This window comes from Paenibacillus sp. FSL P4-0113 (assembly GCF_038009305.1).
Lineage (GTDB): Bacteria > Bacillota > Bacilli > Paenibacillales > Paenibacillaceae > Paenibacillus > Paenibacillus polymyxa_D.
The window spans coordinates 2,696,472-2,711,112 of the sequence record NZ_JBBPAZ010000001.1 but is presented as its reverse complement, the minus strand read 5'-3'; the positions used below and the strand labels follow the sequence as shown (position 1 = coordinate 2,711,112).

At 47.5% G+C, this 14,641-nt stretch carries 14 protein-coding genes; 12 read left to right on the top strand and 2 right to left on the bottom strand.

Annotated features, from left to right (window positions below; genetic code table 11):
• Window positions 1–109 precede the first annotated feature (109 nt).
• Window positions 110–445: a winged helix-turn-helix transcriptional regulator gene (locus MKX46_RS11590; protein WP_013312049.1), complete on the bottom strand. Its 336-nt coding sequence runs from the start codon at window positions 443–445 to the stop codon at window positions 110–112.
• 266 nt (window positions 446–711) lie between these two features.
• On the opposite strand from MKX46_RS11590, the gene MKX46_RS11585 reads away from it, so the two are divergent.
• The 5 genes from MKX46_RS11585 (at window position 712) to MKX46_RS11565 (ending at window position 6,990) form a co-directional block, all read left to right on the top strand.
• Complete coding sequence (locus tag MKX46_RS11585) at window positions 712–1,809, top strand: FAD-dependent monooxygenase (protein ID WP_340886471.1); 1,098 nt, start codon at window positions 712–714, stop codon at window positions 1,807–1,809.
• Between the two features lie 83 nt (window positions 1,810–1,892).
• Window positions 1,893–2,657, top strand: a complete 765-nt coding sequence (locus MKX46_RS11580; RefSeq protein WP_029519329.1) for a GTP cyclohydrolase II — start codon at window positions 1,893–1,895, stop codon at window positions 2,655–2,657.
• Complete coding sequence (ribD, locus tag MKX46_RS11575; RefSeq protein WP_029519328.1) at window positions 2,654–3,754, top strand: bifunctional diaminohydroxyphosphoribosylaminopyrimidine deaminase/5-amino-6-(5-phosphoribosylamino)uracil reductase RibD; 1,101 nt, start codon at window positions 2,654–2,656, stop codon at window positions 3,752–3,754. Before MKX46_RS11580 ends, ribD begins: the two co-directional genes overlap by 4 nt.
• Window positions 3,755–4,184: 430 nt before the next feature.
• Window positions 4,185–5,036, top strand: coding sequence for a fibronectin type III domain-containing protein (locus MKX46_RS11570; RefSeq protein ID WP_445671741.1), 852 nt, complete (start codon window positions 4,185–4,187; stop codon window positions 5,034–5,036).
• An 835-nt stretch (window positions 5,037–5,871) separates the two neighbouring features.
• Complete coding sequence (locus MKX46_RS11565) at window positions 5,872–6,990, top strand: slipin family protein (RefSeq protein ID WP_341071253.1); 1,119 nt, start codon at window positions 5,872–5,874, stop codon at window positions 6,988–6,990.
• A 60-nt stretch (window positions 6,991–7,050) separates the two neighbouring features.
• Here the strand turns inward: MKX46_RS11565 and MKX46_RS11560 are convergent, their stop codons facing one another.
• Window positions 7,051–7,464: a chemotaxis protein CheW gene (locus MKX46_RS11560; protein ID WP_029519325.1), complete on the bottom strand. Its 414-nt coding sequence runs from the start codon at window positions 7,462–7,464 to the stop codon at window positions 7,051–7,053.
• 275 nt (window positions 7,465–7,739) lie between these two features.
• Here MKX46_RS11560 and MKX46_RS11555 point away from each other — a divergent pair, with 275 nt between their 5' ends.
• The 7 genes from MKX46_RS11555 to MKX46_RS11525 all read left to right on the top strand — a co-directional run bounded on the left by MKX46_RS11555 (window position 7,740) and on the right by MKX46_RS11525 (window position 14,579).
• Entirely contained in the window at window positions 7,740–8,675 is a 936-nt protein-coding gene (locus tag MKX46_RS11555; protein WP_029519324.1) for a sugar-binding transcriptional regulator, read from the top strand.
• Between the two features lie 208 nt (window positions 8,676–8,883).
• Complete coding sequence (gene deoC, locus MKX46_RS11550; RefSeq protein ID WP_029519323.1) at window positions 8,884–9,546, top strand: deoxyribose-phosphate aldolase; 663 nt, start codon at window positions 8,884–8,886, stop codon at window positions 9,544–9,546.
• A gap of 30 nt (window positions 9,547–9,576) precedes the next feature.
• A complete protein-coding gene (locus MKX46_RS11545) occupies window positions 9,577–9,972 on the top strand; it encodes a cytidine deaminase (protein WP_029519322.1) in 396 nt (131 codons plus the stop codon).
• Between the two features lie 75 nt (window positions 9,973–10,047).
• Complete coding sequence (locus MKX46_RS11540; protein WP_029519321.1) at window positions 10,048–11,226, top strand: NupC/NupG family nucleoside CNT transporter; 1,179 nt, start codon at window positions 10,048–10,050, stop codon at window positions 11,224–11,226.
• Window positions 11,227–11,259: 33 nt separating this feature from the next.
• Window positions 11,260–12,441 carry a phosphopentomutase gene (gene deoB / locus MKX46_RS11535; protein WP_029519320.1) on the top strand — a complete coding sequence of 394 codons (1,182 nt, stop codon included), beginning with the start codon at window positions 11,260–11,262 and terminating at the stop codon, window positions 12,439–12,441.
• A gap of 96 nt (window positions 12,442–12,537) precedes the next feature.
• Window positions 12,538–13,245, top strand: a complete 708-nt coding sequence (gene deoD, locus MKX46_RS11530) for a purine-nucleoside phosphorylase (RefSeq protein WP_013312036.1) — start codon at window positions 12,538–12,540, stop codon at window positions 13,243–13,245.
• A gap of 32 nt (window positions 13,246–13,277) precedes the next feature.
• Entirely contained in the window at window positions 13,278–14,579 is a 1,302-nt protein-coding gene (locus tag MKX46_RS11525; RefSeq protein WP_029519318.1) for a pyrimidine-nucleoside phosphorylase, read from the top strand.
• Window positions 14,580–14,641: the final 62 nt, after the last annotated feature.

The window sequence follows — 14,641 nt, the reverse complement described above, 5'->3', positions numbered from 1 at the left end:
GTACAATTGTACTTAGAGCAAAGGCGTTCTTTGGCATGTTAGCAGTCTGTGTTTTTATCATATTAGTCTAGGAACAATAGCGGTAGACGTGAAGCTGCTTCAATAAGAATCATTGCTGTTCAAGTGCTGGTAGAACCTCAATCCAGCGTGTAGCCCAAGTACCGATATGGTCAAACAAAGGAGCTAAATCGCGTCCTTTATCCGTAAGAGAGTATTCAATCCGTACGGGCTTCTCAGGATAAACCATACGTTGTATGATTCCTTCTTCCTCCAGCTCTTTCAAACGGTCCGAAAGGACCTTTCCACTTAAATTAGGAATTGAATTCTCAATAGCGACGAAACGTTGCGGACCATTCGTTAGTTGAAATACGATCAATACCGTCCAACGCTTACTCAGTAGTTCCATAGCCTTTTCAAACCGTGGACACATCTGCGGAATGTTCATGTGATCACCTCATGCTTATTATTAACGATTCACTGTTAAAAGTAAATGATTTTACTTTACATAAATTTATTACTTGACGAAATGATATGATATAAATATACTTTGTTACATAAAGTAACTTGTTAGCTTTGAGACGGAGCTTAAGATATGAATACTTAAAATTTAAACTTAATTTGATGTTATTTTTGATATTATTAATGATGTAATTAAATGAACAGGTACGAACTAATCGTTGAGGTTATGGTTTGGGTGTAGGGGGAAGTCGGATGAAGCTGGAATGTGAAGTGTGCGTAGTTGGAGGGGGACCCGCAGGGACTTTGTTGTCCTGTCTACTGGCGGCGCAGGGTGTATCCACGATATTGATTGAGCGACAGAGCATAGCGGGAAAGGCCTTTCGCGGTGAAATCTTGAATGATGAGGGTCAGGAAGTGATCCAAAGGCATAAGCTGCTCGAACAAATTCATGAGAACTATGTTCTCGCCTCCACAAGGATCGAATATTGGGGGCATCAGCGGCAAGTGAAGACGGTCAAGCCAGTATCAGTTGATGGTAATGTGGGGGTTCATATTCCACAGCCTCGATTTTTGGAGGCTTTGCTCAAACAGGCGTCAACCTACGAGTCCTTCCGTTACCTGGCGGGTACAACTGTGACTGCGTTGGAAGGTAACAGCGAGCAGGGCTACACGGGCTTGATCGCCCGCGATAAGAACGGTCATGAGATCACGATTGACAGTTCGTTGATTGTAGGGGCAGACGGTCGCTATTCGACTGTGCGCAAGCTGGCGCAGATGCCTGTGACGAACATTCGACACGGCTATGATCTGCTATGGGCGAAAATTACGGCACCTGCTGGGTGGGAGCCCGTCACTCGTCTGGCACTGGTCAATGGAGGTCAGTTGGCTTTATTCTCTCAGGCTGAGGGATATATTCAAATTGGCTGGAATGTGGAGGAGAGTAGCTTTCCAACCCTGTTTAAACAATCCTTTGAACCATTTATACAACGGTTTACAGAGGCTTTTCCAGATTTGAAGCATAGTGTGCATGATCATATTCGTTCATGGAAGGACTTCGTACCGTTGGATATTTTCAGCAGTCGTAGTGACACCTGGACGCAGAACGGACTGGTCCTTATTGGAGATGCGGCGCATACCATGACACCTACCGGAGCTTTTGGCTTGAATGCAGCTTTGAAGGATGCCGATGTGCTAGCCAGTGAGCTTCTTCGTTTACGACAGAAGAGCTATACCGCAGAAGACCTAAAGGCGTTCGAAGACGGACGACGGCAGGCTGTCACCGAGCTTCAGGAACGGCAACTGACGATGGAATCCACGTTTCATGAACATTTCTTACACAGAGTTCAATGATTTATGACCCTAACAATAACGATTAGCCTTTAAAGAATTAGGCATTTTCTATATAGAGCTTATATAAAGGATGGTGCAAAGAGATGAACCAAAAAGATGTAGCTACGCTACTTAACGATAAAATTCAAACCGTTCGTGGAGAACAATCTTCGACGATTTTGGTTGGACCGATCAAGCTGCCAGTTAATTTGGAAGGGGAAACGGTTGTTTTTCAGTGGTACTGCTGGTTGCCTGTACGGGATGAGGAAGATCGTCAGGACTTACTGAATGCCACCGCTGAGACGATTGTGAAGCGATTGTCCACACTGGATTTGGCAGAGGGACAACAGTCAAGCGTTTTGGTGTACGGCGATCTCGAGCAGTCGGAAAATGCATTAGTTCGCATGCATAGTATTTGCCATACTGGAGATATTTTTGGTAGCAAGCGTTGTGATTGCGGATTTCAACTCCACCAGTCCATGAAAATGATCGTGGAACATGGAACGGGTGCATTGTTCTATCTGGCTAACCATGAAGGCCGCGGAATTGGTTTGTTTAGTAAAGCCATGGCTTATATTCTGCAGGAAGAAGGCATGGATACCGTGGAAGCCAATCATCAATTGGGTTTTGAAGATGATACACGCAACTATGCGGATGCCATTAGTGTGCTCCGTCACCTGAGACAAAAGCCGGTAACCCTGATTACAAATAATCCTAAAAAACTGGATGCCTTGAAAAAATCGGGTATGAATGTGGCGGGTCGTATGCCGCTCTGGGGCGATGTGTCGCAATATAATGAACGGTATTTGAATACAAAAGTGGAACGATCCGGCCATTTGCGGGATTCCGATCTCAGGGAGGTTCTATGACCACTCACGAAAAATATATGCGCCTGGCACTGGAAAATGCCAGAAGTGCTAAAGGGCAAACAGAACCGAATCCGCTCGTCGGATCAGTCATTGTCAACAACGGCCGTATCGTTGGGATCGGCGCTCATCTGAAGCCCGGCGAGCCACATGCCGAGATTCATGCGTTGCGTATGGCGGGTGAACACGCTCAGGGAGCGACGATTTACGTAACGCTGGAGCCGTGTTCCCATCACGGCCGGACAGGCCCGTGCGCGGAAGCGATTGTGAAGGCTGGTATTCGTCGAGTGGTGATTGCAGCGCTGGACCCGAACCCGCTGGTTTCCGGCAGAGGGGTGCAGATTTTGAAAGATGCAGGCATTGAGGTCATTGTCGGCGTATGTGAGCAGGAATCCATCCGCATGAATGAAGTGTTCAATCAATATATCGTGAGCAAGCGTCCTTTTATTACGATCAAATCAGCAGTAACGCTGGACGGTAAAATTGCAACTCGAACCTCTGAAAGCAAGTGGATCACATCTGAGGCTGCACGGGAGGATGTGCATCGTCTTCGTCACGAGCATGTAGGAATCCTGGTCGGTGTACAGACCGTGATTCATGATAATCCTCAGCTTACGACTCGTCTACCAGAAGGACGGAATCCGATTCGTATCATTCTGGATAGTAAGCTTCGAATTCCATTGGATGCTCGTGTCATTACAGATGGGGAGGCTCCGACCTGGATATTCACAGGACGGGCCTACGATGAAGGCAAGCGAAGCCAGCTGGAACAGCTGGGTGTAAAAGTATATCCGACACAGGATGAAAACAGCGATCGGGTTAACCTGCCGCAAATGTTGGATATTCTGGGGGCAGCGGAGGTGTCATCGGTGTTCGTGGAAGGCGGAGCCGAAGTGAACGCTTCGTTCGTGCAGCAAGGGCTGGCAGACAAGCTGGTGCTGTATATGGCGCCGAAGCTGGTTGGAGGACGTGCAGCCCCGGGATTTCTCGGGGGAGAAGGCGTGTCTGCGATGAGCGATGCGGTGGCATTGCATGATTTGAGCGTGACACAGGTTGGTGTAGATTGGAAAATAGAAGGGTATTTTGAGCGGGGAAAATGAGTGAGTTGTTTTCGGGTGGAGGAGGCGCTTCGCGGAGAGGTTGATCTTCCGATCGCTGTTGCAGTGGGATTCTTCGGATTGTATGAGAGATTTAAAGGTAAGAATCCCACTGCAAAGGCGAACGCTTCCGCTTCTCCAGATTCAACCCCTTCGCTCCGCTGCTGCCCACCGCAAAGTCACTCTTTTTCCGAAATGTTGTGGAGCATGGGAAGGGCATAAGAAACTAAATACTCAAAAACTCAAAGGCTCAAAAACTTATAAATTCAAAACAGAGGATCTGAAGGGCTAAAAGGCCTGGAGGATTCTTTTTTTATATACTAAACGTTTATTAGGGTGAATGGTTAATGGGATGAATAACTTATAGGGTGAATGTCTTATGGGGTGAGTTTGAAAACATAATTACGCGAATGTCTACCACTGGATCTATAATTTGGATGCTGTAGGCAACATCGACCGCAGCATCACCGCTAATTCACCTATTTATGCCGTATTTCATAAGAACGGTGTAAAAACCTATGTGGCCTACAACTTTACAGACCAGGTCAAAACAGTAACCTTCTCAGATGGGCACAGTATTACCGTGCAGCCGAATAGCTTTAATGCCGGAAATGGAAGCGGCGGTGGCAATCCGCAGCCTGATACGGAGGCTCCGTCCATCCCGACGAATGTACGAGTTACGACCAAAACGGCTTCGACAGTCACTCTGGAGTGGGATGCAGCTACAGACAATGTTGGCGTTACGGGGTATATCGTTTATAAGGACGGGGCTCAGGCGGCAGAGATAAGCGGTATTTCCGCATCAATTACAGGGCTGCATGCAGCTTCCACTTACAGCTTTACCGTTAAGGCTCGCGATGCAGCTGGTAACCTATCTGCAGCAAGCCATGCTATATCGGTAACTACGGAGGCAGCATCTGGCGGTAATGAGGGTGGCGGAGAAACGGAGGATTATAAAGCAGGAGCTCGTTTTGTCAGCGATCGTGAAGCATTGCTTCAATTTACACCTAAAACAGCCTCGGCCTATGTTGACGTGCATTATACTTTAACGGATGGACAACAGCTCAATTACCGAATGACCAACAACGGCGGTGTCTGGGAGCAGCGGGTAACAGACCTCGATATCGGGAAGGGTGTCAGCTATTGGTTTACCTATGAAAAGGCGGGATTGCAATACGAGACCCCTCCATTCAGCTATACACACCAGCAGATTGCCTCAACAACGACAGACGTTCCAGAACTTCCAACACCAGGCGCTGATCCCGTTTTCGAAAAAACATCCTAGTGGATCAGGCCTAAGATACGAACGCGACTAGTTAACTATAGAAAGAAAGACACGAGGGAAGCACATATGCTTCTCCTGTGTCTTTTTCGTTTTTTATAGGGTCGTAATACTTTCGCCATGTTCGCGAGTTCTAGATTACGCGATAATGATAAAGGCTGATACAGGAAGATATTACCGAGGCGCGGATTTCCAAAGGTCCCGCAGTGCCTGCCCTGATGGGGTCAGGTATCCTGTAAACTTGCGTATCCACCAACAATTAGGGTTCGATTCCCAATCGCCTTCCACGCGACTTCTGGTAGAGTATTCGAATGATCGAATAAAAACAATGAAAAGACCCGGATAAGAGCTTCCCATGTCTGGTCTTGATGACAGATACCGGGGCGATGGCTATGCGGCCAGCGGATACCGGAGAGAGCAAGCGCCGACAGGGCTCGAGGCTTCGGAGATACGGATTCACAGTCGATGTTGGGCTGATGAATCCCATCCCCGGAACACGGGAACAGGCGGCCCCTTTCTTTTTCCTCAAGCTTGACCCCGCCGTTCACACCGGAGGGATGCTCTGCAAGGGTCCTAACCCTACTACAACAAATAAAAATAAAAAATCCTCATTTTAAAAGTGTGTTAATTTTAAGGCGGGCAGCTACGGAGCGGTCCATTTGAATCTGAAGAAGCGAAGCGTTCGCCTTTTGCCCTTGAAGTTTAACCCTATAAGGGGTTCATCAAATCCAAAAATTCAGGGGCAACAGCGATCGGAAGATCAAATGGATCGCGGAGCGCCACACGTAGAAAAAAGCACTCTTTTAAGTTGAGGATTCTAAATACTAGGAGTGATACGATGTTTAAGAAGATAACAATTAAATCCGATGAGCGCGGATTGCTGTTCAAAAAAGGAAGCTACCACAAATTGTTGCAACCAGGAACTTACCTATTGAAGACATTTCAGCAGGAAGCGGTTGAAATTTTGAATGTAGCCGAACCATTTTTTGTACCGGACCATGATATTCGTTTGTTTTTGACAGATCCCCTATTGCTTGAGCAATTGAATGTCATTGATGTAGAGGACCATGAATATGTGCTGCATTATGAGGATAATCGGTTTGTGGAGCTGATGACGGCTGGGAAATATGCTTATTGGAACGTGCTCAAGGAACATCGTTTTGTTCGTGCAGATACTCGGCAGCCTGCAATTGATAAGGCATTGGGGCAAGCATTCTTGTCCAAGACACCGGGCTTCTGGAAGGCGCTTCAGGTGGGCAGCTATGAATTAGGATTTTTGTATTACGATAATGTGTTGCAGGGTGAGCTGAAACCGGGTAAATATTATTTCTGGATGTCCACGGTGAATACAGAGATCAAAACGATAGATATGCGACAACAGCAAATGGACTTGATGGGACAGGAAATCATGACAGAGGACAAAATTACGCTGCGCCTCAACTTCGTCTGTCAGTACCGTATCATCGACCCATTGCGGGCATTAGAATTCCGGGCATACGAGGAGCAAATGTACATTATGCTTCAACTGTTGTTACGCGAATACGTTGGCACGATGAAGCTGGATGATTTGCTGAAAATGAAGCAGGAGATTGCGGTATATGTTTTGACTCGACTGAATGAGCAGAGCGACGAATATGGAGTGACTTTTACGTCAGCAGGGGTGAAGGATATTATTTTGCCGGGGGATATCAAGGATATTCTGAATACGGTGCTGTTGGCAGAGAAGAAGGCACAGGCCAACCTCATCACACGACGTGAAGAGACGGCATCCACTCGTAGTCTGCTCAATACGGCCAAGCTGATGGACGAGAGCGCCACTCTCTATCGTCTCAAAGAGCTAGAATTCATGGAAAAAATCTGCGAGAAGATTGGCACGATTTCGCTAACTGGCGGGAATACGTTGCTGGAGCAGCTGAACACGCTGGTTCACATGAAAGAGGGGCAGGGACTCCAATAACTGAAAATACTCCCGAACGATGAGTGCAAGCCGCCTCAAGGTTCGGGAGTATTTTGCGTTTTAGTTCGTCTTGGTGGATGCGAGAAAAGCGTCCATATCGATCACCGGAATGAGGGTACCCTGATGCTCCATCACGGTAGGGAACAACTCGCGCTGCCACTCTTCCTCATTGCTTTGTAGCTGACTGTCCTCGGCAGAAGCCGTGTCCTCCACCTGATCGACAAGCAGAGCAATCTTCGCACGGCTGAGCAAAATCATTTTGTCCTCGGAGGAATCGCTGGATGCAGGAAGAAGCAGTTTTTTGCGTAAATTAAGGATCGTAAATACATTGCCGCGAATAGTCACCATTCCTTCATGCCATGCTTCGGAAAAGGGAAGCGGAGTTCCCTTCTTAGCATTCATGACTTCTTCTACTTCCACAAAGTTTAAAGCGAACTTTTTGTCCGCTAGACTGCACACAATAAATTCAGACATAACAATTCTCCTTATCTATTCAGATGAGCCATCACAGGTTGTGATTGAGCGGTAAAATGGGTTAACTATTGCGTTTTGACAGATGGAACGATAAAGTTGAGGATGCGGTAAAATGGTTGTAGTTACTCACAGAATATCACAAACGAGCAGTTAAATCTTCCAAAATAACAACCATACGGCCAAGGCGTGGCTTCAAGTTTCCCTTCATATATAATGTTTGGGACTAAAGCTGTGTCCGATGGCACTACATTTTAAGATAAGCGGGTTGAGGTAGAGTGGATCATGAAAAGCAGCGATTAAGTATCGAAGCAGCCAGATTATACTATCTAAACGACTACAGCCAGCAAGATATCGCGGTCAGACTCGGGGTTTCGCGTCCTACGGTATCGCGGTTACTTCAGGCTGCCAAGGAACAAGGATACGTGCGGATTAGTATTGTGGACCCGATGGAGGATATGGACGCGCTCGGAGAGCAGGTGAAGAAGAAATACGGACTGGATACTGTGTTAGTCTGTTATTCGCCGTTAAATGAATATCAGGAGATCAAGAAGCATATTAGCAAAAAAGCAGCCGATTATTTGCATGAAACGGTACAGGATGCTGATATTATTGGAGTGACATGGGGAACAACCATGCATGCCGTGGCGCTTCATCTCCAACAAAAGCAGGTCAAGGGAGTTGAGGTGGTTCAGCTCAAGGGAGGCGTGAGCCATTCACATGTCAACACATATGCTGTGGAAACCGTGAATTTGTTCGCAGAAGCCTTTCATACCATAGCAAGGTATTTGCCGCTGCCTGTAATTTTCGACAGTCACGCCGTTAAGAAAATGGTCGAGGAGGATCGGCATATCCAGCGTATCATCGAACTTGGCAAGCAGGCGAACATCGCGGTGTTTACGGTGGGGACGGTCAAGGAGGATGCGTTGCTGTTCCGATTGGGTTATTTTAACGGGGAAGAGCAGAAGCTACTGCAAAGAGTTGGCAAGGGCGATATTTGCTCACGCTTTTTTGACGCTGAGGGCAACATATGCAGTCAGGAAATTAACAGCCGTACCGTTGGGATTGATTTGCCTGATTTGCGAAAGAAGGAGAAGTCCATTCTCGTCGCTGGAGGCCAGCGCAAAGTGGAGGCCATTCGGGCATCGCTGCGTGGCAAGTATGCGAATATCTTGGTGACGGATCAGTTTACGGCACAAGCACTTTTACAATAGAGCAAGTCGCCTCCATCCAGCAAAATACACGGTTATGGCGTGTGCCTACAGGGTAATATGAATGGTAGGTGAACGCCTTATGTACAAGCGTGAACATAATTTCAAAATGTGTTTTACATATGTTCAAAGCCGTGCTATGATGATCTCATCACAGAGAAATAAAGGACTTTTGTCTTCAACTATTTATCTAATGAAGGAGCTTTTAGATATGAACATTGCAGCATTAATCGACCATACATTGTTGCGTGCAGATGCGACGAAGGATGAAATTACGAAATTGACTGCCGAGGCAAAAAAATATCAGTTTGCTTCTGTATGTGTGAACCCGGCGTGGGTAGCTTATGCAGCAGAACAGCTCGCAGGCACAGGCGTAGCCATTTGTACAGTTATCGGTTTCCCGCTGGGAGCGAGCACGTCCGCAACGAAAGCATTTGAAACGAAAGATGCTATTGCTAACGGAGCGACTGAAATTGATATGGTTATTAACATAGGCGCTTTGAAGGAACGTGATGTACAGCTCGTCGAGCAGGACATCCGTGCGGTCGTGGAAGCAGCTGCTGGTACACTGGTAAAAGTGATTATCGAGACCTGCCTGCTGACTGACGAAGAGAAGGTACTGGCATGTGAGCTGTCCGTCAAAGCGGGGGCGAATTTTGTGAAAACCTCGACAGGCTTCTCAACAGGTGGAGCTACTGCGGAAGATGTGGCTTTGATGCGCAAAACGGTAGGACCTGAGATTGGTGTCAAGGCTTCAGGCGGTGTACGCAGTCTGGAAGACGTGCAAAAATTAGTAGAAGCTGGCGCAAGCCGGATCGGTGCAAGTTCCGGTGTGAAAATCATCGAGGGCGAGCAGTCTACATCTTCCTACTAAGTTTATTTTAAAGTCATGGAGGGATTCGCAATGAAGGATCAATTGATTCAGAAAGCGCTTGAGGCGCGTAAACAGGCGTATGTTCCGTATTCGAATTTTCAGGTGGGTGCTGCGGTTCTCGGAAGCGATGGCACGATTTATCACGGATGTAATGTGGAAAATGCCTCCTACGGCTTATGCAATTGTGCAGAGCGGACAGCGATTTTTAAAATGGTATCCGAAGGCTGCCGGAAAATTGATTCGATTGCGGTTGTAGCTGATACGGAAGGGCCTGTGTCTCCATGTGGGGCCTGTCGTCAGGTCATTTCCGAATTTGCTCATCAAGATACCAAAATTTATCTGACAAACCTTCATGGCAACACGGAAGAGTGGACGGTGGATCAATTACTGCCGGGTGCCTTTCGACCTGCGGATCTGGGGAAATAAAAAAAAGAATGCCTCTTTGGGGCGCGTTCTTTTTATGGGGAATGTAAGCGCTTAATGTAATAAGGGGGAAATTAAATGAAATATGTAATCGCTCTGGTGGGACTGCTCGTTGTTTTTGCACTTACTTACGTTGCCAGTAGTGACAAACGTAAAATCAGGTATCGTCCGCTGGTGGTTATGGTTGTGTTGCAGGCGGCGCTAGCTTTTGTATTGCTCCACACAGGTATTGGCGAAATTCTAGTCAAAGGTTTTGCAAAAGGGTTTAAAAGTCTGATTGATTATGCTATGGAAGGGATTAACTTTGTATTTGGCGGAATTGCGAATGAAGGAGCAGCACCGTTCTTTATCGGTGTACTGCTGCCAATCGTGTTCATATCCGCGCTGATTGGTATATTGCAATATGTAAAAGTGTTGCCTTTTATTATTAAATATATCGGGCTTGTCTTGAGCAAAGTAAACGGAATGGGTAAACTGGAATCCTACAACGCTGTAGCTTCGGCTATCTTGGGTCAATCCGAGGTGTTTATTTCCGTTAAGAAGCAAATTGGTCTGCTGCCAAAACATCGGTTGTATACGCTGTGTGCGTCTGCGATGTCTACGGTGTCCATGTCGATTGTGGGAGCTTACATGCAAATGTTAAACCCCAAATATGTGGTCACAGCTTTGGTATTGAACCTGTTCGGCGGCTTCATTATCGCTTCTATTATTAATCCGTACAAGATTGAGAAGGAAGACGATTTACTGGAGGTTCAGGAGGAAGAGAAGCAGTCCTTCTTCGAAATGCTCGGGGAGTATATTATGGACGGTTTCAAGGTTGCGATTACGGTAGCTGCGATGCTGATCGGTTTTGTGGCGCTGATTGCCATGGTTAACGGGATTTTCTCCTGGTTGTTTGGAATCAGCTTTCAGGCGTTGCTTGGATATGTGTTTGCGCCTTTCGCTTTTGTCATGGGTATTCCGTGGAACGAAGCCGTTCAGGCGGGCAGCATTATGGCTACCAAACTCGTATCCAACGAATTTGTGGCTATGCTGGATCTGACCAAGCAAACAGGCTTGTCGGAGCGCACGGTCGGGATCGTATCGGTATTCCTCGTATCCTTTGCTAACTTCTCATCCATCGGTATCATTTCCGGGGCTGTGAAGGGTCTGCATGAAAAACAGGGAAATGTGGTGGCCCGCTTTGGTCTGAAGCTGTTGTACGGGGCAACGCTGGTTAGCGTGCTGTCGGCAACGATTGCAGGGTTGTTTTTGTAGAAAAAAACAGCGAGTCAGGAAAGGATTTTTATAATGTCTAAATTCAAACGGATTCACTTGGTGGTTATGGACTCGGTTGGTATCGGCGAAGCGCCGGATGCTGCCCAGTTTGATGATTACGATGTAGATACACTCGGTCATATTGCGCGCGAACGTGGCGGCCTGAAGATGCCGAATATGGGCAAGCTCGGTCTGTCCAACATTCGTTCCATAGAAGGGATACCAGTGGCCGATAAGCCACTCGCGTATTACACCAAAATGCAGGAAGCGTCCAATGGCAAGGATACGATGACGGGTCATTGGGAAATCATGGGTTTGAATATTGCAGTTCCTTTCCGTGTATTTCCTGATGGGTTCCCGGATGAGCTGATTCAACGCATTGAGGAGCACACAGGTCGCAAAGTGATTGGCAATAAGCCTGCTAGCGGCACGGAAATCATTGATGAGCTGGGCGAAGAACACGTGAAAACTGGAGCGCTCATCATCTATACCTCGGCGGACTCTGTGCTGCAAATTGCGGCGCATGAGGAAGTTGTACCTTTGAAGGAGCTCTATGAGATTTGCGAGTTCTGCCGTAAAATCACGCTGGAAGATCCGTACATGCTGGGTCGCATTATTGCCCGTCCGTTCGTAGGTGAGGCAGGGAATTTCTCTCGTACCTCTAATCGACATGATTACGCGCTCAAACCATTTGGTCGCACTACAATGAACGAGCTGAAGGATGCAGGCCTGGATGTGATCGCCTTGGGTAAAATCTCTGACATTTATGACGGCGAGGGTGTAACGAAGGCGGTGCGTACGGTGTCCAATATGGACGGCATGGATAAGCTGGTGGCCACGCTCGACGAGGATTTCACCGGATTAAGCTTTCTGAATTTGGTGGACTTTGACGCTGTGTACGGTCACCGTCGTGATCCACAGGGATATGGTCAAGCTTTGGACGATTACGATGCGCGTTTGCCAGAGGTTTTTGCTAAAATGACCGATGACGATCTGCTGATCATCACTGCAGACCATGGGAATGATCCGACGTATCGGGGAACGGATCACACCCGCGAATATGTACCTTTGCTGGCATATTCCCCGCGTTTTACAGCTGGGGGCAAGGAACTTGCGGTTCGTATAACCTTTGCTGATATTGGAGCGACTGTAGCGGATAACTTTGGTGTGAAACTGCCTAAACACGGAACGAGCTTTTTGGCAGAGCTTCAGTAATCCAGGGCCCGCAAGAGTCAAGCAAGATTACAAAGATTAATGTAACGGTATAAATAACGATACAAGCACGGACAAATGGGACGGAGGAATAAAAACATGAGTGTACACATTGGAGCCAAACCTGGAGAGATTGCAGAAACGATTTTGCTGCCAGGAGACCCGCTACGGGCAAAATTTATTGCTGAAACATATCTGGAGGACGTGACCTGCTACAACGAGGTGCGCGGAATGCTCGGATTCACGGGTACGTACCAAGGCAAACGCCTATCTGTACAGGGAACTGGGATGGGGCTGCCGTCTATCAGTATTTATGTCAACGAACTGATTAGCGAATACGGTGTGAAAAACCTGTTCCGCGTGGGTACATGCGGCGGAATGAAGGAGCATGTGCACGTTCGTGACGTCATTTTGGCACAAGCATCCTGTACGGATTCCGGTATGAATCGCCATATTTTTGGTGGCTACGACTACTCGCCGATTGCCAGCTTCGATCTATTGAAGGGCGCTTATGATCGTGGTGTTGCCAAAGGCTTGAACATGCATGTCGGCAATGTATTCAGCTCAGACAGCTTCTACCGTGATGATAAATCAGTGGTACAAAAGCTGATGGAATACGGCGTGCTGGGTGTAGAGATGGAAACTTCAGCTTTATACACGCTCGCAGCCAAGTTTGGCGTAAACGCACTGACGATTCTGACGGTAAGCGATCATTTGCTGACGGGGGAAGAAACGACCGCAGAAGAACGGCAAACGACCTTTAAAGAAATGATGGAAGTTGCACTGGATACAGCAGTATCTCTGTAAACGATCATACGCACAGTGAGGAGAAATGACATATGAGAATGGTAGACTTGATTGAGAAAAAACGTGACGGAAAAGAACTGAGTACGGAGGAAATTAATTTTATTATCCAAGGCTACACTCAGGGTGAAATTCCCGATTATCAAGTCAGTGCATTGGCGATGTCCATTTTCTTCAAAGATATGACTGAACGCGAACGCGCTGATCTGACGATGGCGATGGTTCATTCGGGTGATACCATTGATCTGTCCGCGATTGAAGGTGTAAAGGTCGATAAGCATTCTACTGGCGGCGTGGGTGATACGACAACGCTGGTACTGGCTCCGCTCGTAGCGGCCTTGGACATTCCGGTAGCCAAAATGTCAGGACGCGGCCTCGGACATACCGGAGGAACGATCGACAAATTGGAAGCTATTGCAGGCTTCCACGTCGAAATCAGCAAGGACGAATTTGTGGATTTGGTGAATCGCAGCAAAATTGCGGTCATCGGACAAAGCGGTAACCTGACACCTGCGGATAAAAAATTGTATGCCTTGCGTGACGTTACGGCGACGGTCAACTCGATTCCACTGATTGCCAGTTCGATTATGAGTAAGAAAATCGCTGCTGGCTCCGATGCCATCGTGCTCGATGTAAAAACAGGTGCAGGCGCATTTATGAAAACTGTAGATGATGCCAAAGCACTGGCACATGCCATGGTGAGCATCGGTAACAATGTGGGTCGCAAAACGATGGCAGTCATTTCCGATATGAGTCAGCCGCTGGGTCTGGCCATCGGGAACTCACTGGAAGTGAAAGAAGCAATTGATACGCTGCGCGGCGAAGGACCCAAAGATCTGGAAGAACTGTGCATGGCTTTGGGCAGTCAGATGGTATTTTTGGCAGGGAAGGCAGATTCCCTCGATAACGCCGAAGAGAAGCTCAAAGAAGTCATTCGTAATGGCAAAGCACTGGAAAAATTCAAAGAGTTTATTGCGAATCAGGGCGGTGACGCTTCTGTAGTGGATCATCCTGAACGCTTGCCGCAAGCACAGTATCTTATTGAGGTGCCTGCGAAGCAGGACGGTGTGGTAGCTGAAATCGTGGCTGACGAAATCGGTACCGCAGCGATGTTGCTTGGAGCAGGACGTGCGACCAAAGAATCCGAGATTGATCTGGCTGTCGGCTTGATGCTGAACAAAAAGGTCGGGGATGCTGTTCAAAAAGGCGATTCACTGGTTACCATCCATGCGAACCGTGAAGATGTAGCTCAAGTACTGGAGAAAATCTACGCGAACATCCGTATTGCGGATCATGCGGAAGCGCCAGTGCTAATCTACGGAACAGTGACAGAGTAAGCGATAAGCCCTATTCATAAAGTCGTATTAGTAGCATGCATATGAAGCCGGAGGCCCTAAGT